Below are 23,735 nucleotides of genomic sequence, written 5' to 3' on the forward strand. Positions count from 1 at the left end.
GATCGCCCCGGTTGCAGCAATTTATCGCTGCACCTGCGATATGCGCGGCACATCACATTCTTAGAGTAAGGCGCTGGCCCTCAACCCGCCACCGCCGCCAATGCGGCGATGAACCGGGGCAGGTTTGCCATCGTCAGGCCAGCGATGTTGATGCGCCCCGATGCGGCCATGTAGATGGCATGATTTTCGCGCAGGGTGGTGACCTCGTCCTTCGTCACTGGCAGCATCGCAAACAGCCCGTTCTGCGCGGCCAGCGGGGTCAGGTCGATCCGCCCTGCCCTGCCAGCTGCTGCCAGCGCATCGCGCACCGCCCGCATCCGCGTGCGCATATCGTCAAGCTCCGCCAGCCACGCCGTGGTCATGCCCGGATCGCTCAGGATGATCCGCACCGCCGCGCCGCCGTGATCGGGCGGCATCGACCAGCAGGCACGCGCCAGCGCATTGGCGTTGGAGAACGCCGTGTCGAGCTCTGCCTGTCCATTGCCAAGGATGTAGAACGCCCCCACGCGGTCGCGATACTGGCCGAAGTTCTTGTCGCAGCTATAGGCGATAAAAGCCTCGGGCACCTTGGCCAGCACCGCGCGCATCCCGGCGGCATCTTCTTCAAGCCCCTGGCCCAGCCCCTGATAGGCCGAATCGATGATCGGGAAGGTGCCTGACGCCGCGAAAGCATCGGCAACCGTGTCCCACTGATCGTGCGTATAATCGATTCCGGTCGGGTTATGGCAGCAGGTGTGCAGCAGCACCGCCCCTTGCGCACCGGCACCATTGATCGCCGCCAGCACCGCATCCAGATTGGCACTGCCATCCGGGTTGGCATGGTCGAATGTGACCAGTTCCAGCCCCAGATCGGCGATGATTTGCGCATGATTTGGCCAGCTCGGTACCCCCAGATGCACGCGTTTCACCCCGGCTTTCTGCGCCAATGCCAGCGCCAGACGCACCGCCCCGGTGCCGCCCGGCGTCTGCATCCCGGCAATCCGCCCGCCCATCGTGGGATCAGCGCCAAAGATGTAAGGCATCAACGCATTAACGAAGCCGGTGTCACCTTCCGGGCCGAGATAGGACTTGCTGTCCTGCGTATCAACCAGCCGTTGTTCCGCCGTCTTGATCGCGGCAAAAACCGGGGTCGTGCCTTGCTCAGTTCGGTAAACGCCGACGCCAAGGTCGATCTTGTGCTCACGCGGATCGGCGGCGTGGAGACGAATGAGGGCGAGCAGCGCGTCGGGCGCCTGTGGGCTGAGTCGGTTGAGCATCATGCTGCGGCCCATGGCGCGCCAGCCCGCGCACCGCAACAGCGTTTGCACCTATCGGATCAGAAAGGCAGCCAGCGCTGTTCCTTAGAGAACTTCATGTAGCCCGCATTGATTCCAAGCCTGAGGCCCGCGCCCACACGGATCGGGATCAGCACCACATCGCCGCGTCGCAGATAGCTGGCATGCATCCCGCCGACGAAATAGGCCTGCCCCTCGCCCGCAGGGAAGCGTTCAAACAGCTCTTCGGAATCATAAAGATTATATACCAGCACAAAGGTGTTGGCAGCATTGGCACCGACATCAAAACCGATGGACGGGCCGGTCCAATAGACCTGCTGCGTGCCTTCAACCTTGTGATGCAGCGTGCCCGAGCCATAACGCGCACCGACAACGAATGCCCCGCCAGCCTCACGACCGACGATGTAGCCATTGGGCTCGCCCTGCTTTTTCAGCAGATCCTCGATCATCCGGGCCAGCCCTTCGGCGCCCTTGCCGAACACGCCTTCGGCGGCGCCAATCAGGTCGTCCTCGCCATAAGTGGCCGAATCGGTTGCGGCTTCCGACGCGGTTGGCACGGTGGCGGCTTGCTCTGCCGCTTGCGGCGCAGCAGCAGGATCGGTGGGCGCGGCGGCGTAATCGCCAAAGTCCCGGTCGAAGGACGGTTCAGCCGGAGCAGTAGGCTGAACGCCAGGCGCGGCAAGATCGGCGTCAATGCCGCCCGCAGGCGCCGCATCCTGCGCCGCATAGGCCTGATCGGGGTCGAATTTCTCAAGCTCCTGCGCCGCCGCCGGAACCATCAGCAAGCAAGCGGCAAGCGCAGCCAAAGCCGGGCCAAGCAGCCGTCGGCAAAGGTCAGGAGTTCGTGCGATCATGGTGATCATCATGCAGCCTTTCACAAGGACGGGTCAGCCCCGGATTGATGCGGTTTGCAGCAGAATCGCTTGTGCGCCCCGCTGCAATCGCTTGTCGCTGGAGCGAATCGGAATCGCGACGAGCCGTGACGAGCTAAGGCGCGAAGGCTGAACCGCTGCCGAACTCGCGGTTCGGCAGGACGCAATCCAGCGCCCGCTTCAAAGGCACAAGGTTTTTCTTTCAAGCCACCTTGCCGCTGGCAGACATGGCGATTATAGCCCCGCCCTCACAGCCTCGCTGTTACCCGGAGACGTGGGTGAGTGGCTGAAACCAGTTCCCTGCTAAGGAACCGTACTCTATCAGGGTACCGAGGGTTCGAATCCCTCCGTCTCCGCCATTTCATTTTTGCAGCCCAAAAAATCCTCTAAAGCCCTGAAAGGGAAGGATATTCTGTTAGTTCGAACACCCTGATTCCAGTCATATTCCAAATGACTGTCCAGAGTGAGTTGCAGCACTATCCTCTTGTCCTCCAGACCTCCTTTTTCCCAAAGATAACAAGGGTTTGATAAAAATTCGAACGCAGTTCGAAAAGTTTCGTCATAGTCTCGTGCGACAGTGCCGCAACGAGCCTGCTTTTCGGCGAGAAGATGCTTTTCACGCTCCAGTTCGGCGATCTTGCGCTCATAAGCGGCAACGACAGCGCCACTCTCGGATTCGACCACCCGATCCAGAAGCCCGTCGATCTTTTTCTCGACCGCGTTGATCTTGAGTTTGAAAGCCGTCTTCGCCTCGCGCATGGAGGCCATGCGTTTGTCCCAGAAGATACGGCATTGCGTGGAGACGAGCGAGAACAGGTTCTGGTTGGGCTTCATGGAACGCAAAAGTTCTTCAAACCCGTCTTCGACCTTGGCGCGGGCAACGGACTTGCCAAACTTCGCACAGCCACGGTGACGGCACACATAATAGGGGTAGGACTTCCTGCATCCCTTGCTCCAGTTCGCGGTGAGCGGATTCCTGCATTCCCCGCACACGACGAAGCCGCGTAACGGAAAATCCTCGTTGATATCGGTACGGGCGGGCGCATAAACCTTGCCCGACAGCCTCTCCTGAATGCGCTGATAGGTTTCCAAGCTAATCAGCGGCTCGTGCTGGCCTTTACGGAACGACACGCCCCAGACCTTGGATTCGATATATCCCGCATAGATCGGACGGGTCAGGATACGGTGGGCTTGCTCGTTGGTGAGAATGCCGTGGCGCGTGAGCCGTGCGCCGGGGCTGTTCTCAATGTGGCGTTTGACATCCGCCTTTGTGTTCAGTCGTCCATCAGCAAAGCCCTCCAAGGCTTCACGGATGGCGGAGGCCATCGGCTCGTCGGGGACGAGGATCGAACCGCCAGCAGGGCTTTTCTGATAGACATAGCCAAGCGGCGCATAAAACACCCAGAAGCCGTTGAGCATACGGGCGCGCATACGGTTTTTGGCTTGCTCGCCGTTCTTCTGGCGCTGGTGTTGCGACACCGAGGCCAGCAGATGCTCAACAAGCGTGCTGTCGGAATCCTCGCCGAACTCGATAGAGGGCGATTCCAGAACGCCGCCCGCCTTGTTGATCTCGGTGCGGAGCTTCAAATGGGCTTCGAGGCCACGCGCAAGGCGCGAAATGTCGTCGATGATGACGACCATGCCGTCGCGCCGATGCTTGCGCACAAAGGCGAGCATGGCGGTGATTCCCGGACGGCCCAGCATCGAGCCGGACATGTCGTCGGTAAAGACCTTGACGATCCGATACCCCTTATAGGCCGCATATTCGCGGCAACGGGTTTCCTGACTGTCCAGCCCGCTCCCTTCGCGGGACTGTTTCTTGGTGGAGACGCGGGCGTAAATGACCGCCTGTTTTTCTGTTGTCATTTTCATCGGTAAACCTTGCCCTTATGGGCCGTTGGGTGCGTTGCTCGCGCCCCCGTCACCGGGGTCAATGCTCTCGTCGCTTTGGAACAAACCAAGAATAGCATCATCCCGACCGTTTTGGAAATGCCTGTTTGCCCTCGCCGAGAGGGAAAGTTGCACGGGATGAAGACCGAAGGACTGATCCACGAACGATGCAACGATATTTCCGACAATGCGGATAAGTTCATCCTTATCCGCATCGCTCATGTCGATATCCGCGATGCATTCACGACATTGCTCGAATTCCTCTGGTGTAAACAGTGACACCCGCATGTCCCCTTCCCGCCGCTTCACGCAGCAGTTGATTCAACCAAGACGCGGGGATTGAGATATGCCGATTGCTGACTGTCTCTGGGGGAAACCTCACGTTCCTCCCGCGCCGACCGCAGCAATCCTCACTATCAAGATTTCAGTTTACCGCAGGGAGTTGGGGAAATGCAAACTTTTGAAAATATTGAATATTAGAAGATTCTGATAACAATGAGCGGGATAGCCCGTTTGCGCGCCCATATCGAAGTTAAGAATTCCCGAGGTTCGGCGGTCAGAACCCGCCTTGGTGAAGCTCGCGCACATCGCCAATCTGCGCTTTCCACGGATCGACTGCATAAAATGGCAGGCGGTCGCACACGACCAGTTGCGGCAGGCCCGCAACCTTGATGATTTGCCGTCCCGCGCCGATGCCGCGAATATCCTCCGCTTGCAGAACGGGACGGCGGCTCTCGCCGCGATTGATTCCGGCGCTTTCAACCGCACCACCGCCGATATTCTGCCCGCGAGTGACAATGGTGCGATTGCCCGACCACCGCTCCACATCACGCATCATGGACGGGTCTTCGATCCCCGTCATATTGAGGATCGAGGCCTGATCCTCAATCTCCTTCACCGCATCCTGTGACCAACGCCCCTCCATCGAGAAGCGGCCTTGCGCGAAGAACCAGAGTTGGATGCCCTTGCCGCGATAGAGGCGCAGTGCCTTCAAAATCGCGGGCGCTGGTGGAAGCTGCGGGAATTCATCGAGCAGGAAGCAGGTCCGCACGCCGCCCCGCTCGCGGGCTATCGCCTCGATGGCGTAATTGACGATCAGGCTGACCCACGGGGCAGCAACCCCGAGCTTATCGGACGGGGTGATGAGATAGACGGTGCAAGGCTCATGTTTCAGTCGCCCGAAGTCAAAATCATGCGCGGAAGTGGCACGATCCAGTGTCTTCCCGACCTCAAAGGCCGCAAGGGCTTCGATGGCGTCCGACCTGTAGGCCTCGAATTGCTTGGGCGCATCGGCATAGGTCGCGCCCATTGCGGCGGCCTTGCGGGCGATGCCCTCAATGCCGCAACTCGCCATCATCTGAAACTCGCGCTCCAGCTCGTCATTGCCTGCGTTCACGAACTTCCACAAACCGCCGAGCGTGCAATTCGCGGGATCGAAATGCGCCGCATATTCGGCGCGGATCGAGATAAGTCGCACCGAGCCTTTGCCGACCCAGCTATCCCCTTCACGCGGGTTCATTGGGCGGATGGTTTGGGCAATCTCGTCCGCCTGCGTGTCGATTTCGCCGCCATCTACAACAATATCGATCAGCACTTGCAGCGGATTGATGCGGGTATTGGGGAGGCCCAGAAGGTTGAACGGATTGAGGTAGATGCAAGGGGAGCCAAGCCCGTCCCCGCGATGCTCGCGGGACGCAAAGCAGTTCTCGCCATCCTTCACGTCCACGACGATCAGGCTGCGATCACGGACATGGGCGAGATTGGGTAGAACCAGATCTCGCCCTTTGCCCGACCCTGTGCGGGCATAGGTCAGGAGATGACCGTCGCCGCTGAAAAACAGCATCCGCCCTTGCTGCGCACCAAGAAACAAGCCGCTGGTCTCAAGGAGACCGGCGGCTTTCAGATCATCGAGACTGGCAAGACGCCCATCGCCGAGCTGCCCGGAGGGCGCGGCAATGTTCATCAGATATTGCTGCCATGCGGCCCGCTCGCGGGCTTCCTCTTCGCGCTGCGCCCGATCCATCTCCCGCGTCATGGAAAACAGACGCGGGAGGAACGCTGCCATCTGTTCGATCCGCATGGGATTATTCGCCTCCCTCGCTTTGCGCATCGCGGCTGATCTCAGGAAGGTCGGGAAAGCTGATCGGTGCCATCCTGTCGATATCGGCCTGAACCGCGCTTGGCGGAGGCAATCCCGTGTCCCAGCCCTCGACCGAGACGGTGACGCCATTCTGGACCGCAGAGGTCAGTTCCTGTTGAAGCTGACCGCCCACTTGGTCGGCATAGGCGAGCGCATCATCACCGCCGCCCGGTTCGATGACATTGGCAACCCGACCCCACAGGCGCGCCAGATTGATGACCAGCGCATCGGTGCCCTGCTGCTGGCGGGCGATTTCGGTGCGCTGATGCACATAGTCCTGCTGGAGCTGCGCCGTGGTCTGCGCATAAATTCGGGTACGATCATAGGCGGCCTGATAATTGGTCAGGATGCCTTGGGCCGCTGCGCGATATTGCTCTTGCTGCTGCGCAACGCTCACCTTGACCTCTTCGGCCCAATCGAGAAACGCAGCCTGCGTTTCCAGATCATGCGCCTTGATTTCCGCCGCATAGCGCCCGCCATATGAGCCAGTGATGGTCGAAGGACGATAATCGGGCGGCGCGAACATCTCCGCGCCATAAAGCGCAGCGCCGCACAGGATGATGCCGAAGAACATGCCCGCGCCAGCGGAAATCCGCTTCTTCTGTGGCGGCATGACTATCTGAAACGGCTGGCCCGCCGCTTGTGGCGGAAGGGTCGCCATCCCGCCTTGCTGGGGCGCTTCGCCCCCATAGTCTATGGAATATTGGGTATTGCTCATGGCAAAAGCTCCTGTCTGGTGGTTCTCACCAGACAGGAGCCGGATTTAGGGTGACAGCGTGGGGGAAAGCCCACGCTACCCATCATTCATGCGATGACCCGCGCCGCGACCGTGGGGTAACGGATCGCCAGCGCCAGATAAAGCAGTTCCAGTCGCGGCAGGGTGCGCTTTTGCGGCGCTTGTCTGGGCTGATACACCGCGAATCTCAGGAAACCGCCAAGCCACGAGTTGCTTGGGTCTTCGTCGGTTCGCAAGATCGTATCGACGCAGATTTCAAGCTGGTCGATCCTGCGCCCACTGGCATCGAGGACAATGCCATCGAATTCCCAGACGATATCGGACAGCAGATCGGCAAAACCACGACGGCTGCATGGCAGCAGCGCACGATAGGCTATCGCCAGTCGATATATGGCTGCTTTGGTCAGCAGCTTTTGGGGTGGAGGAAGGCGGACGATCCCCTCAAGGTCGTTATCGTTCGCGGCGAGCGCGTGAAGCGTTTCGGGAGACAGCCAGTCCGTCACGTTCGTCCCTCCCTTTGCCAAGGGCAGGCAACGCAACGCGACCAGTATTTCCACGCCCAATGGGCGCAAGAAGGGATGTTCCCGCAAGCCGGAAGGTCATTGTCATTCTGTGTCGGATAAACCCGCCGATCAGCGGTCAACACTCCGCGCCGAAGGGCGCGTCCATCACGCATAGCCATCGCTTCACTCCCGTATCACCCGCGAAAAGCGGGGTCGTGAGACGCTTCACCCGTTGAAGCGTCTGAGCGAGGGATGGCCACCTCTCAAGCCTGATATGGAGAAGCTTGCCTGATTCGGCAACCAAGAACGATACTCAAACATCTTTTTTAGTTCTTAAGGCCTCGACGACCCATCGCGCTTGAAGCACGGAAAATCTCATCTCTGCGGAAATAGTCGCGCTCGAGAAACTCGCTTGTCACGTCGGAAGCGCTTTTGACGCGCAACCCTTCTGGCAGCTCGTTGTTTCGCGTCCAATTTTGGAGAGCTTGATAGGCGCGATGGTCCGCATCCTTAAGGATAGGCATCGTCAGTTGCTCTGCATCCACCCATTCTCCCCAAACTTCACGTAAGAATGGGACGATCTCATCCTTCCGAGGAACGTATTTTCGCTCAGGCAGAGGCGGTGTGTGATCTAGGCGTGCGCGATCAAAATGCGATTTGAGGAACTTCCCCAGCTCCTCAACCAATGCGTCATCGAACAAAGGGCTACCGCTGGCGTTCGCCGCGATCTCCTGCATGAATCCTATAAAATCTTCTTCTCTCCCAAATTGCATCTCGGTCTTTTTTGGTTCGGGTTGCTCTTTTCTCCTCCGCAGATTTTCGCCTCTGAGGATCGCCAGATGCCGTTCGGCCTTTTGGCGGTCAAAGGGTTCAAGCCCGGTTGCATGCTGCACGATCTGTTTGGGCTCACTGGGCTTGACGCCGAATACCCTGGCACGAACCTTTTCAGCCTTGGACAGCTCTCGCCGTTCACCCTTGCTCATTGGTTGGCCCCAAAACGAAAATCACATTTCGAAGTTCGTACAATGTTCTTATGCAAAATGCAAGCATTTTCGCCGTGTGCGTGATGCAGCGCTACGGGCAGGGTGCTTTCTATACGAGCTTGTGGTGACAAGAATGCGGGGCGCTGTCCCCAGCGCCCCGCATGTCCATTTCTCCACTCCGTTCAGGCTTTTCGGGGTCGCCCAACCCGTCTTTGCGGGCTTGGAGCGTCGAGCGGACTTGGCTGACTGCCTCCGCCGCCCGACCCCCTGTGCGTGACCATCACGAACCCGAGCAGGATTCCGCCAAGCGGGATCAGCTCGATACACGCGCCAATCGCAATCGCCGCGATGGTCGCTTCGGGATAGAGCGCGAGATAGGCCATGTTCGACACGACAGGCATGGTCGGGATCGGCTCTTCTTTGAGGGCTGCGATATCATCCAGCCCTTCGGTCAGTTCCTCTGCCATGCCGTCGAAATTATGCGTGATCGCAGCGGCAGCGGACGGCGGCAGTCCCGCCGCGAGCCAGTCCTTGCGCATCGCGCTTGCTACCGCCTGCATGGCTTCGACAGGGAGCGCGTCGTTCACTTCCCGCGTCAGCCGCGTGAAATTCTCGCCTTTCTTGCGCACGGCGACAAGCTTCTCGTGGCGCTCCATGTCGCTGTCGATCACGCGCCGCGTGTCGATCAGCAGACGGTCGATCCTGAAGAAAAGCCGTTCCAGCTTTGCACGGCTCGCGAAGATCGCGGCCCGCGCATTGGCGCACCCTTCGCTGATATTGGTGAGCGCCGTCGCGACTTGGCCCACGTTGCCGCCTTCGCCGCTATAGACGCCCGTGCCGACCTCCTGCACGCTCATATTGGCAGCGGAACTTTCGCAATCATTCATCACCGACGAACGGTTGATCAGCGACGCGGCGGCACGCTGGCGTGCCTGCGTTGCTTCGGTCTGGGCGGTCAGGGTCGCTTCCATGTGCGCGACTTCGCCCGAAGCAGAGGCGAGAACGGAAGAAGACGCGATCCCGAGCATGAGCGCGACCGCGAGATAGGCCGCCACGAAAATCCCCATCACCTGATTGCGATTTGCTCGCGGCAGCGTCGGGATGTGCGTGAGGGCGATGTAGGAGCCGTATGAAAGCCCCGCCGCAATCGCAACCGCCGACATGACCGTCTCCAGCCATGTCAGCAAGGTCATCTCGCCCGTCGGAGCAACGAGGTCTGATATCCAGACCCCCGTGAAGATGCCCGAGAGCACATGGAACAGGATGTTGAGGATCAGGATTTTCCCGACCATCGCGGCAGTCAGTTCATTGGTCTTCGGCATAGCGCCCTCCTTCTAGGGAGAGCTTTGCGGGCTATTTGCATGAAGTTTGGGGGGAAGAGCGGCTGATATTTGCCGTGACGCATCATATTGCGGCTGTAGGGTTATGGCGGGACCGATAGGCAAATTCCGTTGCGATCCGTTTCGATATGGCGCGTTTCGGTATATAGGCGTGTGGCGAGGGCTGAGCCTCCCAAGGCTGGTTTTGGGCCAGTTTTATGCGTTAGCACGTTCCGCAAGATGTGCGTTTGTATTACAAAATCCTGCGCCTGCGGCTCCGGTTTTGCCAAACGCTCATCTTGGCAAGGGGAACCCGCTGCGCGTTCCCCGTTGCATCCCCTCCGGCTATATGGCGCTCCCCGATCACTCATCCGGCCTGACAACGGGTCAGACAGGATCAGTGCCATTTCGCGCCATCGGGGAGCCTTCGGCGCTCCCCGACAGGCATACGAGCGTATGCCTTCCCCCATCGACAAGGGGCGTGCCTGACCCCTTTGAACCCAGCCTCTCCCGAGGGGCCAACCCTCACGCGGATTGGATGTGCGCCACGGTTTCGCCCGTGGAGCCGACCAAGGGGCATTTCGCTGCCCCTCTGGACACCCTTGCGACAACCGAGCGCCGGTTGGGGCGATTCACAGGAAATCGTGCAAGCCATATGTTCGAGTATTGTTCTAGCGCCAATCTGCGATAGCATCGGCGGCATGGATACGTTTACGCCGCCCCCTATCGATCCACTGAGCCAAGCGAAATGCGTGGCTGACCCTGCCATCAAGGAGGTGATTGACCTTGATACGGGGCAAGTTCTGGGTTCGGCGGAATTCATTGAAAGATATCGCAACGCCGAGTTGATCGAAACTCGCGTCGAAATCCGCAGCCGCATGAGCGGGGATGAACCAAGAGTCATCTGCGCGATTTGCGAAGTTCCGGTCCATATTATTTTGCGCACGGATCGCAGCGCATTCCACTTCCGCCACAAGGAGGAAGATGGCTCATGCCCTGCGCAGACCCGCTCGCCTTTGAGCGAAGAGCAAATCCGGGCGCGGAAATATCACGGCCTCAGGGAAAGCGAACCGCACAAGAGGATTAAGGCGCTGGTGCTGCGCAGCGTCGATGCGGACCCTGAGTTTCGCAACACAGTGCCGGAACAGAAGTGGGAGAGTCGGGACGACCCCAAGCGATATCGGCGACCGGATGTGCAATCGGAGAACGATAGCGGAAAATTCGCGTTCGAAATCCAGTTATCGACCACCTTCCTCGGCGTCGTCGTTGGTCGCCGCGACTTCTATCGTGATGAAGGCGCATTGCTGGTGTGGGTCATGGGAAACTTCGATCCCGCTTATCGCCTGATGACGACCGATGACCTACTCTTCTCGAACAAATCCAACATTGTTGTCGTTGACGAGGAAACGACCGCGCTGTCCGAAAACACGCGCCAATTCCATGTTCGATGCCATTTCCGAAAACCCGTGCGCAACGGTGATGAAATATCGGACATCTGGACGAGCGAAGTCGTCCAATTTGCGGAATTGCATCAGGATCGGGCGCGGCAGCAGGCATATTTTTTCGATTACGACGCGGCCTACGATACGCTGGTTTCCGCGATAGCCGCAGAGCGCCAAGCCGCGCTGGATGCGGAAATTGTAGAAGATGCCGATGCGCTTTTTGAATTTTGGAAAATTCACGGACATCGGTTTCGGCACACGGCGGAAAATCGGGCGTATTGGCAGGATATTCGGGAGCGTTTTGAAAAATGGGAATTCGATTTACCCGAATGGCCTGACAACGACCTTGAATTCGAAGCCATGCTCAGTGTCATTTACAGCGTCCGCGAGGGAAAGCCTGTCGGATACAAGTTTTCCAGTCTGATTCAGGTCGCGCATCAGGTTGCCGAAAGCCATCCCCGATTGCTGGTCGCGTTCGGGCACGCCGTAAATATCTACGAACGGGCCAAGCTACTCAAAGAGCAGGACACCAAGGGCAAATGGAATGACAAGCTTATCGGCAAGAACGGTGCCGAAGGTATTTCCGCCAGAATGAAGCGGCGCGATGAAGCTCTCGCTCCGAACCCTGAGCTTTTACCGCTCCTTACCTTTCTTTTTCCCAAAGTCGGGGCAAAGGTCAGGGCTTATATCGAAAAATCTTAGTGCGACTGGCTACGCCTTTCTGTCAATGTGATGACTTACTCGTCACGGAACGCCGAGAAGGCTATATTTCATACCTGAATTTCCAATATTGAGAACGAATTTGTCTACAGGACCCAACCAACATTATTTACCTCGCTTCCTTCAGAAGCCTTTTGGCATTCGCCCAAAGCGTAAGGAGATTTGGGTCTTTGCGCGTGATTCTGTTCCTGAGCAGAAACGGCTCAAAGAGGTGGGAGCGTCAGACTATTTTTACGCCGACCCTGCCGCCGAAGGGGAGCGCACGCTCGATGATGAGATCACAGATATAGAAACACCCGTTTCCAGAATTCTGTCTGATATGCGCTCTCAGTCCGTTGGGTTCGTCATAGATTCAACGAAGGCCGCCGAGATCGTGAATCACCTTGTGCCTCGCACTGCCCATGTCCGAGTGAACATGGAGCGCGGTTTGCGAATGATGGCGGATGGTGTGCAAACCATTCTGAATGATGACGAGCGCCTTCAGTCGCTCATGGGATTAGATGAAGACGCACCAAATGATGTTTTTCGGCAGAACCTTGCCGACAAGCTGAACGAGATCGAAGGTCTCGAAAATCTGGGTCTGCCAACAGAGCTGATCCAGCGCCTTGCGTTCTTCATGGCGAAAGAGAACTTCACCACACTGGTGGCTGATTTTCTGCCCATGATGCGCAGTGCTTTTGCCACTTGGCTTCAGGCATCGGGGAGCCTTGTACGCGAAAGTCACAACAAGGCGCTGGCGCAAATTTCCAGCTCGAAACCTCGGCTCAAGCTTTTCGAAGAGTTGAGCTGGACCATTGTGGCAGCCCCTCACCAAGGCGCGATTTTGCCTGATTGCGCAGCACTAGCAATTGATCGAGCGGGGCATTCCACTCCTGCAATGTTTGCGGATTGGGGTGATCTTGCTGCGATTGTTCTGCCGATTTCCCCCGAAAAGCTCTTGGTTGGAGCCTCTGCGGAATTTGATGTTACGTCGTTGCCAGACTTCAATGAGGCGGCGGCGAGATGCAGTCATGACTTCTTTCTCGCCCCAACGACGAATGAGTACCTTGAGCAGTTGCACAAGTGTCTGGGCGAACGGTCAACACAGCTCGTTGACGAAGCCGTTAGCGGCGCGATGGAACCCTATCTGGCGCTCGTGCCCAAGCCGAGAGACGGGGGTAAGCCGCTCTTTCCGTCAGACCTCATTCGGCAAACCGAACAGGCATGGCAGTATGAATTATCGCTGATCGGCTGTGGTGACGCTGAGAACGTGCAGGAGCTATCAAACGCAATCCAAGGGATTGTCACCTCTCTTGCGCAGGCCCTTCCGTTGCATCGTTTGGATGGCATCACTGTCGCGACAGATTATCGTGAAGCCATTGCCACGTTGGACCGAGGATATGAGGGAGCTTCGCCCGCGGAAACCGCCCCCGAGGAAATCGGTCAGGGCATCGCCCGAACGATGACGGTCAAAAGGGGCGCGGTTTGGAAGCAGCGGGTTATCCTCGATTCCGGACCTGCCTTTGCGTTGCTGTCTGATGAAAGCGGCGATGTCGAATGGGGACTGTACATCCTTGTCAGGCAGCTCGCGGAAGTTGCGATCTCGGAAATGATCGAGCGCCATTTGCCTGATGTCTGGATGAAGCCGATCAATGATCCGCTCCATGGCTTTTTGTACCCAAGTGCACATCCCGCCATATTCGGATATCTGGGGTCGCACATCAGCGCGGGGTTTGGCGACCCTCCGCATCATACTGACGTCAAACGCGAGCTACTCATCACCGCCTTGGGCGAAATGAGATCGGCAGGCTTAGCAGCTAGACTTGACTACCGTCACCACGGTGACATGGATCGCCTTCTCGGGGTCGTCATGCCACGCATTTCCTACGTGCTGCAATTCGCCGCCGATCTGCTGGGGCATTGCGCGGCGAGCGGCGCTGATCCCTTCGATGCGGATGGTGAATTGGCGGCTGCGCTTGCCGAAGCTGGCTTGCAACATTGGTTTCCGATCTATCGGGATCGGCTGGAGCGGTTGCGCATGCGCATGGGGCTATGGGAATCCTTCGATGAATTTCTGGCTCTGGACGTCCATGTTGAGCGGCTGATGTGGCAGTTGGGAATGCTGCCGTGGGAAGGTCCAGAGGGGATGCGCGTAGAGGTGCCGCTCGGAACAGACATTGCGGCACTGTTGGCTGCGGAAGATGGCGCGTAGCTTGCACTTCATCAGCCTTGACAGTGCAATCAAACACAACAGATCATTCCCATCATGGATGATGAAGATGACCAGAAATATGTCTGCCACCTCTGCGTCAAAGAGGATTACCTCAGCGACCTGATCTACAAAGAGGCGAGTGAAGAAGCGTGCCATTATTGCGGGCAGTTTGAAGCTGCCATCCCGATTGGCGAACTTGCAGGTCATGTTGAAGGTGCGTTTGAGCGCCACTTTTACCGCACATCGGATCAGCCGACTGGACTGGAATATTCCCTCTTGGCGGACAAAGAATCCAGCTATGAGTGGGATCGACACGGCGAACCCGTTCTTTGGGCTATCGCCGAGGCAGCCGAAATTGAGGAGGAGATCGCGCAGGACCTGCTTGATATCCTCCAAGAGCAATATTCCGATTTCGACAGCGCAGCGATGGGCGAGGAAACCGAGTTCGATTCAGACAGCCGCTACGAGTGGAAGCGCCCCGATGATATCGAGTTTCAAATGGACTGGAAGGTTATCGAGGACTCGCTGAGGAATCGGTCCCGCTATTTCAATCGGACGGCGGAAGAGTTCTTTGACCGCCTCTTTGGCAATCTCGACCGCCTTGTCACCAAGGAAGACGTTCCTGTCATTGTTGTCGCGGGGCCTGATTGCGAGACGAAATCCTACTTTCGTTCTCGTGTGTTTCACAACACCGCAGACTTGGAAAAGGCATTGGCTCGCCCCGATCTGGAGTTGGGGCCTCCGCCGCCACGGTTTGCCCGAGCAGGCCGAATGAATGCGCAGGGTATCTCGGTATTCTATGGCGCTGGTGATGCTGAAACGGCGATGGCTGAAGTGCGTCCGCCAGTCGGAAGCAGAGTGCTGGTGGGGCGCTTTGATCTCCTGAAGCAGGTCCGCCTGGTCGATATACAAGCGTTGCGCGATCTCTATATCGAAGGCAGCTATTTCGATCCCGCGTATCTGAAGCAGCTCGAACTTGCCAAATTCCTTGGTGGCCTAAGCGCGAAGATGACCATGCCCGTCATGCCTGACGATGAGCCGACCGAATATCTGATAACCCAGATGATTGCAGATTATCTTTCCCGCACCCCCAAGCCGGGGCTGGACGGAATGCTTTTCCCATCGGTTCAGAAAAGGGGCGACCGAGCCAATGTCGTGCTCTTCAACCACGCATCAAAGGTCGCCCAATGGGAAATGCCCGACGGCACGCGGATTGATGCTTCAACCTATGACATGGATGAGGACGGCGGCGAGTTCAGCTATCACGTCTCGGAGATTGTGCCTCTCGCTGAGGGCGAGGACGAAAACCCCCGTACGGGCTTTGACGACCTAGACAACCTAATCCTAAAACCGGTCATTTTCGATGATGGACCTGCGGATATGCGGGCGGATACGCTTTCACTCGATCCAAAGTCACTCCACGTCCACCACATCGACAGCGTTAGTTTCGGCACGACTGACTATGAGGTCACTCGCTATCGAAGAGAGAGCGGGAAATTGCCTTTCTGAACGCGCTTTCTTTCTTGGTTTCGTGCATTGCGACCGCCGCATGAATGTGCGGTAATGTTCTGGTCGTAAATCAATTCTTCGGTTCCACGAAGTATTGGCGGGAAGCATGATTTTTGCGCGGGAAGGCGCGGCGCGAGGGGGAGCGCAATACGGGGAATGCAGCCGCTTGATCTCATAAGTGCCGCGCCGTGGCAGCGCGCCGTTTTCACCACCTACGCCCTCAGTCTCTCCTTCTTCGAAGCCGTGGTCCTTGATCGGCTGGTCCGTGGCGGTGGGCGGAACGCCCTCATTCTAGCTGATCCCGAAGGCATACGGGCGGCCTTGAGCGAACAAGGCGCCCGTCGTGCGGGTCGTGATTATGAACTTGAGCCTGTTGCCAGCACGACAGGCGTATTTCATCCCAAGCTGACCCTGCTCTTTGGCGAGGGTGACGCCCATATGCTCGTCAGTTCAGGCAATCTGACCTTTGGCGGCTGGGGCATGAATCTCGAGACAGTCGATCACCTCCATCCGAGCTTTGCCGCTGAAACATTCGATGACGCCGCCGACCTGTTCGACTCGCTCGCCATCGCGGACACGATCCGCACGGGAGTTGCCGACCAGTTTGAACCTATCGCGGCCCAGCTTCGCTTGTCGGCCCGAGGCGCACCGCGAAATGGCAGCTATCGCCTGCTTCACAGCGTAGGCGTCTCAATCGCCGAGCAACTGGCGCAATTTGCCGACGATCTTGGCGGCGCAACCCGCGTCACCATCGTTTCTCCCTATTTCGACAAGACAGGCAGTGCCGTTTCTCGCCTGTCCACATTGCTGAATTGCGAGGATGTACGTTTGCACGTCCACCCCGAACCCAAGGGCGCGGTCAGGGGGACGATGGGCACGAACTGGCCGGAGGCGCTCTCCGCCCGCGCCGTGTGCGTCGATACCCCGTTTGATGACGGCTCACGGGCACTCCATGCCAAATGCATCGAGATTCTGTGCAGGCGCGGGCGGCTGCTCGTATCGGGAAGCGCAAATGCCACCAATGCGGCACTTTTTGTCGGGAATGTCGAAGCCTCGCTCGTGCGCATCCAGCGCAACGTCACGGTTGGGTGGAAGGCAAAGGCCGCGAACAAACCTACCGCTTACCCCTTGGCTGAGACAGAAGACGCAGATGATGCGGAGAGCCGGAAAGGTATTCTTCGCGCCATACTTGAGGGTGATCGCGTTGTCGGCGAAGTTATTGTCCCACGCTTGCATGGTGCAGCCAGCTTAAGCGTTGCCACGACCGCCGGATATATCGACCTTGGCAAAATCGACATCGACAGCGCCGGACGGTTCGAGGCGGCAGCTCCCGACTTGGAAATGCAAAGCTGGGGTGGCGGCAGGATGGTGCTGCGCATCGAGCAGAACGATCATGTTGCCGAGGGTTTTGTATCTATCGCAGCGGCAGCCAAGATTATCCAGAAGGCGGGCGCGATGGCACCCCGCCTTCTTGCTATGCTGTCGGGCACGGAAACGCCTGAAGATGTCGCCGCCATCCTGACATGGTTCAAGGAAGATCCCGCTCGCATCGTATCCGCCATGCCCCGTGGCGGACAGGGCGGCGGAAAAGCCGAGCGCGAACCGATTTGGGTCTCGATAGAGGAGTTGCGTGCCGCCGGCGAATTTCATGCATCTGGACCAGCTTCGTCGGGTGCAAACGAGCCTGCATGGCAGCGGGCACTATGGCTGGTGCGATCCGCCTTCACCGAACCTCGCGGGCCGTGGAAATCAGGAACGGGTGAAGACGATCAGGCCGAGGATGAGGAAGATTCTGAGGGCGAGGACGAACGGCTGAAACGCCTTCAGCGGGAAGACAATGCCAAGCACCGCGCCATGAACGCGCTGGACGATCTTCTCGAAGAAATGCTCGCCGAAAGGCACAACGGTATCCACGCCGCATCGGCATTCGCGCTTGCGCACTATCTCGCGGATCGTATCCGGCCCGCGCCTTCGGTCGTCTATGGCTGGCTGGCCCGCATTCTAGGTGCATTTGCACACAACGAACTGCCGATGGATGCGCCCGTCGCAACCGCTGGCATTCTCCTTCGCGCAAGCGACGGACTGGACCGTGCCGCCGAACGGGCACGGACATTCCTGCTGCGCGTAAAGATTGATCCGATGGGGTTCGAGCCAGACGATCAGGCCATTCCGGGGTTCGTGGAGATTCTGTCGCCATCGTGGGATGCCGAGCAATTCATGGGGAAAGTCCGCGCTGCCCGTACACCGGGCGAGGAAGTGCGGGCATATCTTGACGCAGCGGAAAACGGTGAACCTCTCCCGTCGCTCCCCACCCTCCAGAATAGCCCGTATTGGCAGCAGTTGGCTGCGGCGTTCACAAACAGCGAGGCGCGTTCCCGCTTTCGCATCTTGGATAAAGCCCAGAAAGCGTGTCCCAAATGTAATTTGGTCTTGCCGACAGGTCGCTATCAAGACCTGCGATTGACGGGCGTGACGCACCATTGCGGCATCATATTGTGCAGGGAGCTATAGGGATGGCATCGCTCGAAGAACTCCTTGCTGTCGCAGCCAATGCATCTGCCCCCTCAATTGTAGATGAGAGCGGCGTGCAGGTCGGCGGCGTCGATCCGCTAGGGCTGCGCCAGATCAACTTCGACCTGATGGACAAGGTGCTACCGGGTCTGAACAATGTGGCGAGCCGCCTGCGCCCGTTTGTCCTCATGACATGGGCGTGGCGTCGGGTCAGGACCATCATTGAGCGGGATAAGCTCGGCGGGGCAACCGACGAGCAGATGCGTGATTTCGTGGACCGGATCGAGGCGATCTATTCATGGTCCCAATTTCTTCTCGACACAGATGCGGGAAGTCCGGGCGGTCAGGCGCTCGCCGATCTCATCTATGGCGAAAAGGAAACCTATCGCTTCGGCGGCAAGAAATGGGAGCAGCGCAGGAATCTGCGACGGACATCGACAGGCCTCATCTCGCCGCTGAACTATGGCCCCGGCCTGCGCAGCATGGGCTGGCTGATTCCCGCAGGTCCGGCAGGCGTGTTTCAGCCCAATCCGCTTATGGATTCTATGCTGGATGCCTTTGAAGAGAATTTCGCTGACGAACTGGACCATCCCGCCTTCAACAAGCTGGGAAGCGTCGAGGTCGGACGCGATGATGTGCGCCGATGGGGCGAGCTGTGGGAATTGTCCGATCTTACCGAAGCCGAGCAGTTGGCGGGTTTTGAACGGCTGGCAGGGCCGCACGCTGACCCCATGCGCCGCGAGGGCATGACCATGCTGGAGGCTGCCGTCGAGTTTCTGGACGATGATGAACCAGAGACCAGCGCCCTTCGCGCATTGATGGCATCGCCGCCTAAAGAGTGGTTGGACATCGCCGACCTTCACCCCCGAGCTGATGCATGGCGAAGACTCCAGATACGCCAGCTTTTTCGCCTGTCGCTCGAAGCAATGTTCTATTGGATTATACGCGAACTCGCGGACCGTCCGGTGGGTACGGAGGAACTTGCGCGGCGCTTCGCCAATCAGGCTGAACTGGAGGCCGTTGAAACGGCGCAAGAATGGTTGAACGAGGAAGTCGAGGGCAATGCCGTCGAGCAGCTCGATCAACTCGACGAAGCTTTGAATTCTCAGGACTGGCAGGGCGACATACCCGTGCAGATCGCCAGCGGTCTGCATTTCTGCCTGACTGCTGGTCGGAATGAGAAATGGGATAAATCTGAGGCGTTTGATCGTCTGCCCGTGTCCCGCGCCTTGGAAGAGGCGAACGAATGGCAAATGCTATCGCTTCGGGACTTCATCGGCAAATTTATCGAAGTCTGGATTATCGCGCAGCACGCCTATTGGTGCGTCGGGCGTGGCCTTGCTGATGCGCGTGGTCGCGGAAAGACACTTCTGCGCTTGCGGATCGTGATGGACGAAGGTGGATGGACCTTGACGCCGGGAGCGCAAGCACGGGGCGCGCCAGTCCCTACACCTGATCGGCTGCAAACGGCGATTAGTCTGCTACAAGAATGCGGACGAATCGCCGATTTAGGTTAGCTGCCAGTTCAAGGTTTCGGAGAGAGACTGTTGAACGGAGCAAGGCGCAAGGCATCACTGATTTACCAGCAAGTCAAAGACATACTCCGGCTCTTTTTCATGGCCCCCTTCAAATATTGTCAAACGAGCGCCTTTAAAGGATTTTCTGTAGAAAATCTTTCGATCCTCTATGGCGCCAAAATCTCCAATAGGTCTTTCAGTTTCATACAGGCTTAACTTGTCCTCATCCGAAACGATATCCTCCGTTGATCCTCCACTATCTTCGACTATTTTGTTGAAGAAGTTGATTGATTGAGAGATTGGCACACTGCCATTCTGGTGAATCCCATCATACGAGCCAGCATAAATGTCTAAATGAGAATTATCGAGCCGCTTGACTGGTGTGTCCCAATATATTGGCGAGCGTTTTTTTGCAGCCTGAACATCTAGCCTGCCGTCATGGGATTTTGTACAAAATTCTATGTCTTTATAATATTGCTTTTGTTTTCTTACTTTTGTCTGATGATACCACTCGCCTAAGTCCGAAAATGGAATCCACGCAACAAATTTAGAAATATTATACTTTCTGATTTTCATGTATGCGCAAAGGGTAGTGTAGCCACCTCCACTGGCACCAGTTATATAAATCTTGCGAGGGTCGATTTTTGAGTTCTTTATGGCGTATCCTATCGCGTCCTCTATATCGGATATCACAAAATCACTACAGCAAGACTTGGGGTTATTCATTCTTCCTCTTATGTCCGGGTGTATGTATGCGACTTCATGCTTGATAGCCTGTTCGGCAATATTATCTTTTTGAGCGTAGTCGCCGCCCCAAGTGTGCAGGCTAACGATCAATGGCACTGGTTTATCGGTTTTCGGCGAATGGAAGTATGCTGGTTGCTGGCTTCCATCTAGGCTCGAATTGACATTTACCATGACCAGACCATCGGGAACGATGGTATCATGGTCAGGTTCATCAAATTTGTCGCATGAAACGAAGAAATATGCAGCACATATGGTGAAAAATACGGCAATAGGAACCCGAATCTGTTTCAAAAAAGTATGTACCATCAGATGATAATATTTAGCATTTATAAAATAAAATTCCCATTTAATTAAATTAAAAATCACATTTTTGCGATGTCATATTGCTTCACCTTCCAAGCGTGAACGAACAGGTGTTGCTGAATCCCGGCAATTATTGAATGGATTGGGCAATCGCCGCATATAGCAGGGAATCCGATTTCATTTCGCGGTGAAGTGCAAGAAATCCATAATTGTATAAAATTTTATGTAAATTAAACGGTCGCTTTACGAATAATCTTTATATTATTTCTCATGTTAGAGAAAATTAATAAAGAAAAGGCTGTTAGGATTCTTCAAGGAGTTCCGCACGGAGAGGTACGCGATGCGGTACTTTTCATGATTAAGGATCATAATGACCGTGTTGGTATGTTGGATAGACGCGCCAACCGACTACGGCAATCCATTGAAACCTTAAATCTGCACAATCAGCGCCTCCAGCAAGAGATATTCTGGCTGGGCCAGTATGCCCTCGATCAATGGGCGAAAACAGACAATGTGGGTTACGCGTCCTTCATCAGATCAAAGATCGACGACGAGTTGGATTACATCATTCCGGGCGAATTGAGGCCTGACGACATTGAGAAATTGAACGGGGGAGAAGATTGACAGACATTTCTGATGCGACAGTTACGTATGATCGCTTGCTTCAAGCAATGGTGGGTATGCGGTTGGCGCTCAACCCCAATGCAATTCCGATAGTGACCAGCCCGATTTTTCGGAATGCTTCACCTGAACTGAATATCGGAGGCTTGGTTCATGACAATTAATCTCAAAGCCGCTTTCCGCGATACCCATGCGTTTATCGAAGACGCGGAACCTGACATGGATACACGCGTCGCAACGCCGCCCAGCGCATCCGCGCAGGATTTCGCCTTTGGCAAATCCGTCTGGGAAGTTGTCGATGGCAACCCTGACGGAGCTTCCGTTTCGGGCGTTGCAGGCATCAGCCTGATCGGCGACGACGAAGCTGATGCGCGTGGACGCAAGAAGGACGACGACAGGGACGGGTTCGGCTGGGATGATCTCGCCGACCTGCAAAGAGAGCAACGTGAAGCACGGGAGCGCGCCATTATAGAGAATGGTCGCATCACAATGTACGGCATGACCGTTGCCGAAGAGGATATGGATGAGGCCATCAGCCAGACATTGAACAACTTTGATGCCGACGCCGCCAAGTTCGGCCTCGAAGGCAAGGACAAGGCCGACTACCACTATTGGTTGCTTGTATACCAAAACGCGCCCGATGGCTCGCCGCAAAAAGCGCAAGCATTGGAGCAGATGGGTGCGATCAACGAGGGGATGACCGTGCATATTCTGTCTGAGGCCGACAGAATTGGTCGGGCGCGCACATCAGCGCCAAGCCTGACCGAGGCATCCGACGCCACTATCGCAAACATCGAAGACATCAGCGTTCGAGGCGACGCCCTTGTAGCAAGCGGCTATGACGAGCAAACTGCGCAGGAACTTGCTAGCACAAATCTATCAGGCGGGACTGATTCAATGGCATTTCTCGACGGCGAACGCGCAGGGCCGGTGATTTCAGCGGCATACAATTCGAGTGCTTCTGGCGAACAACAGTTTGCACAGACGCCTGCCCCTGCCGAACCTATGCGGCAATCAAATTTCGAGGTAGGATTGGGGTAGGTTAGCGAATGTCAAGCGCAGCCAGTTCACGGGGGAAGCGTCGCGCATATGCTTCTCGGCCCATACGAACGACCTCGGGGCGAACCATGGCCACATTGGCACCGCCAATATTCGCGCCATCGCCTTCAAATTGAGGAAGGCCACGCGCATAAATCTGGAAATTAGCGTCTTCCGCATAACCGTTGAGGTCGGGTCCGACGATGAAAGCCAAGGGAATCCCTTGGCCGCGCAAATCTTGCGCCGCTGCATACGCCTGACGCTGAAGCTCAACATTTCCGCCCCATACGACCACCGCGATCTTGTCACTTGATGCAATGGCAGCTCTGGATTGGACAAACCGCGCTTCTCTGCCGCGATCATCAAAGGTTTGCCATGTGACAGGCGTTGCCTGAATATTGGCGTTGGCTGCCGCAGGCTGGGCCTGCATGGTCTGGGCGATGCCAGAGGCTGGTATAAAGGCGGTTGCCGCCGCGCCGATGCCGAGCGCAATCGGGGCCGCATATTTGCCGAAAATTCCTTTTGTCAGTGCGGACATGTCCTCCACGCCCTCCTTTGCTGTCAATCTGCGCCGACAATAAGGTCCGATTCTGTCAAGCATGGCGGAAGGCAGGATGGAGGTGATCTTCGAGAGATTCGGTTTTTGTTGAAATTATCCAGAAAAAAGAATAAGTTGTTTGTCGGTTGAGGCGCTTGAAATGCGCCACATATTGTAACCTGACCGCGCCGCGATTGACCGAAACAAAAACGGACGTTTTTGGCAGTCGAAGGCCTGAATTTACCCTTTGAAAGAACACCGCTTTTCATGGCGCGTATCGGCTATGCCCGTGTCAGCACGGAAGAACAGAATCTCGATTTGCAATTATTCGCGCTGACAAATGCGGGATGCGACCGCGTTTTCTCCGATCACGGTGTCTCCGCCTTGGCAAAGCGGCGGCGGGGTTTCGATCAGGCGCTAAAGACGCTCCGGTCCGGCGATACCTTCGTCATCTGGAAAATGGACAGGGCGTTTCGATCATTACGCCATGCGCTCGAAGTGTTCGATCACTTCGAGGCCGAGGGCATCGAATTCCATGTCCTGACCGAAGGCATCGACACGACAACCCCGATGGGGAAATGTTTTTACCAGATCAGGAATGCTTTTGCCGAACTGGAACGCAATCTCATCTCCGAGCGCACCAAGGCGGGCTTGCAGGAAGCACGGCGGCGCGGGACACGGCTGGGGCGTCCTCGCGCACTGAGCCGTCGCCAGATTGCGGATGCACGGCAGCGCCACTCTCGGGGCGAGACAATGGCGCAGATCGCAGCCCGTTCGGGGGTGTCGGAGCGCACCATGTATCGCGCAATGGGAACGGCGCGCAGCGCATCGCCAGCGGCGCAGCATTTCAGGGAAAGTGCCGCAAATCTGTAAGGGCCGCG

19 protein-coding genes and 1 tRNA gene are annotated in these 23,735 nt (G+C 56.9%); 9 read left to right on the top strand and 11 right to left on the bottom strand.

Features of this window, described 5'->3' with window-relative positions; genetic code table 11:
- Positions 1-80: 80 nt before the first annotated feature.
- Both ACSSV3_RS03875 and ACSSV3_RS03880 read right to left on the bottom strand, forming a co-directional pair.
- Entirely contained in the window at positions 81-1,256 is a 1,176-nt protein-coding gene (locus ACSSV3_RS03875; RefSeq protein ID WP_354324097.1) for an amino acid aminotransferase, read from the bottom strand.
- A 59-nt stretch (positions 1,257-1,315) separates the two neighbouring features.
- Positions 1,316-2,137: a DUF1134 domain-containing protein gene (locus tag ACSSV3_RS03880; RefSeq protein WP_354324099.1), complete on the bottom strand. Its 822-nt coding sequence runs from the start codon at positions 2,135-2,137 to the stop codon at positions 1,316-1,318.
- A gap of 277 nt (positions 2,138-2,414) precedes the next feature.
- On the opposite strand from ACSSV3_RS03880, the gene ACSSV3_RS03885 reads away from it, so the two are divergent.
- Positions 2,415-2,505: transfer RNA gene (locus tag ACSSV3_RS03885), tRNA-Ser, on the top strand.
- Here the strand turns inward: ACSSV3_RS03885 and ACSSV3_RS03890 are convergent.
- From ACSSV3_RS03890 to ACSSV3_RS03920, 7 genes are all read right to left on the bottom strand, one after another.
- Complete coding sequence (locus ACSSV3_RS03890) at positions 2,468-4,018, bottom strand: recombinase family protein (RefSeq protein WP_354323890.1); 1,551 nt, start codon at positions 4,016-4,018, stop codon at positions 2,468-2,470. The two genes, ACSSV3_RS03885 and ACSSV3_RS03890, sit on opposite strands and share 38 nt — an antisense overlap.
- A gap of 15 nt (positions 4,019-4,033) precedes the next feature.
- Positions 4,034-4,324 (bottom strand): hypothetical protein, encoded by a 291-nt coding sequence (locus ACSSV3_RS03895; RefSeq protein WP_354323891.1) that lies wholly within the window; start codon positions 4,322-4,324, stop codon positions 4,034-4,036.
- Positions 4,325-4,592: 268 nt separating this feature from the next.
- Entirely contained in the window at positions 4,593-6,146 is a 1,554-nt protein-coding gene (locus ACSSV3_RS03900) for a type IV secretory system conjugative DNA transfer family protein (RefSeq protein WP_354323893.1), read from the bottom strand.
- Positions 6,121-6,894, bottom strand: a complete 774-nt coding sequence (locus ACSSV3_RS03905; RefSeq protein ID WP_354323895.1) for a hypothetical protein — start codon at positions 6,892-6,894, stop codon at positions 6,121-6,123. The genes ACSSV3_RS03900 and ACSSV3_RS03905 overlap by 26 nt, the downstream gene beginning before the upstream one ends.
- A gap of 86 nt (positions 6,895-6,980) precedes the next feature.
- Positions 6,981-7,415 carry a hypothetical protein gene (locus tag ACSSV3_RS03910; RefSeq protein WP_354323896.1) on the bottom strand — a complete coding sequence of 145 codons (435 nt, stop codon included), beginning with the start codon at positions 7,413-7,415 and terminating at the stop codon, positions 6,981-6,983.
- Positions 7,416-7,741: 326 nt separating this feature from the next.
- Positions 7,742-8,398 carry a hypothetical protein gene (locus ACSSV3_RS03915; protein WP_354323897.1) on the bottom strand — a complete coding sequence of 219 codons (657 nt, stop codon included), beginning with the start codon at positions 8,396-8,398 and terminating at the stop codon, positions 7,742-7,744.
- Positions 8,399-8,580: 182 nt separating this feature from the next.
- A complete protein-coding gene (locus ACSSV3_RS03920; protein WP_354323899.1) occupies positions 8,581-9,720 on the bottom strand; it encodes a hypothetical protein in 1,140 nt (379 codons plus the stop codon).
- Between the two features lie 698 nt (positions 9,721-10,418).
- Here ACSSV3_RS03920 and ACSSV3_RS03925 point away from each other — a divergent pair.
- The 5 genes from ACSSV3_RS03925 to ACSSV3_RS03945 all read left to right on the top strand — a co-directional run bounded on the left by ACSSV3_RS03925 (position 10,419) and on the right by ACSSV3_RS03945 (position 19,607).
- A complete protein-coding gene (locus ACSSV3_RS03925) occupies positions 10,419-11,861 on the top strand; it encodes a DUF6035 family protein (protein WP_354323901.1) in 1,443 nt (480 codons plus the stop codon).
- Between the two features lie 100 nt (positions 11,862-11,961).
- Positions 11,962-14,070, top strand: a complete 2,109-nt coding sequence (locus ACSSV3_RS03930) for a DUF4238 domain-containing protein (RefSeq protein ID WP_354323903.1) — start codon at positions 11,962-11,964, stop codon at positions 14,068-14,070.
- A 54-nt stretch (positions 14,071-14,124) separates the two neighbouring features.
- Positions 14,125-15,579, top strand: coding sequence for an RES family NAD+ phosphorylase (locus ACSSV3_RS03935; RefSeq protein WP_354323905.1), 1,455 nt, complete (start codon positions 14,125-14,127; stop codon positions 15,577-15,579).
- Positions 15,580-15,735: 156 nt separating this feature from the next.
- Positions 15,736-18,090, top strand: coding sequence for a phospholipase D-like domain-containing protein (locus tag ACSSV3_RS03940; protein WP_354323907.1), 2,355 nt, complete (start codon positions 15,736-15,738; stop codon positions 18,088-18,090).
- Positions 18,091-18,092: 2 nt separating this feature from the next.
- Complete coding sequence (locus tag ACSSV3_RS03945; RefSeq protein WP_354323908.1) at positions 18,093-19,607, top strand: septum formation inhibitor-activating ATPase; 1,515 nt, start codon at positions 18,093-18,095, stop codon at positions 19,605-19,607.
- A gap of 54 nt (positions 19,608-19,661) precedes the next feature.
- On the opposite strand, the gene ACSSV3_RS03950 is transcribed toward ACSSV3_RS03945, so the two are convergent.
- Entirely contained in the window at positions 19,662-20,660 is a 999-nt protein-coding gene (locus tag ACSSV3_RS03950) for an alpha/beta hydrolase family protein (protein ID WP_354323910.1), read from the bottom strand.
- A gap of 267 nt (positions 20,661-20,927) precedes the next feature.
- On the opposite strand from ACSSV3_RS03950, the gene ACSSV3_RS03955 reads away from it, so the two are divergent.
- Positions 20,928-21,281 (top strand): hypothetical protein, encoded by a 354-nt coding sequence (locus ACSSV3_RS03955; protein WP_354323912.1) that lies wholly within the window; start codon positions 20,928-20,930, stop codon positions 21,279-21,281.
- 150 nt (positions 21,282-21,431) lie between these two features.
- Positions 21,432-22,319, top strand: a complete 888-nt coding sequence (locus ACSSV3_RS03960) for a hypothetical protein (RefSeq protein ID WP_354323913.1) — start codon at positions 21,432-21,434, stop codon at positions 22,317-22,319.
- Between the two features lies 1 nt (position 22,320).
- On the opposite strand, the gene ACSSV3_RS03965 is transcribed toward ACSSV3_RS03960, so the two are convergent.
- Positions 22,321-22,854: a hypothetical protein gene (locus ACSSV3_RS03965; RefSeq protein WP_354323914.1), complete on the bottom strand. Its 534-nt coding sequence runs from the start codon at positions 22,852-22,854 to the stop codon at positions 22,321-22,323.
- A 219-nt stretch (positions 22,855-23,073) separates the two neighbouring features.
- On the opposite strand from ACSSV3_RS03965, the gene ACSSV3_RS03970 reads away from it, so the two are divergent.
- A complete protein-coding gene (locus ACSSV3_RS03970) occupies positions 23,074-23,727 on the top strand; it encodes a recombinase family protein (protein WP_354323916.1) in 654 nt (217 codons plus the stop codon).
- Positions 23,728-23,735: the final 8 nt, after the last annotated feature.

The organism is Porphyrobacter sp. MBR-49 (genome assembly GCF_053628655.1).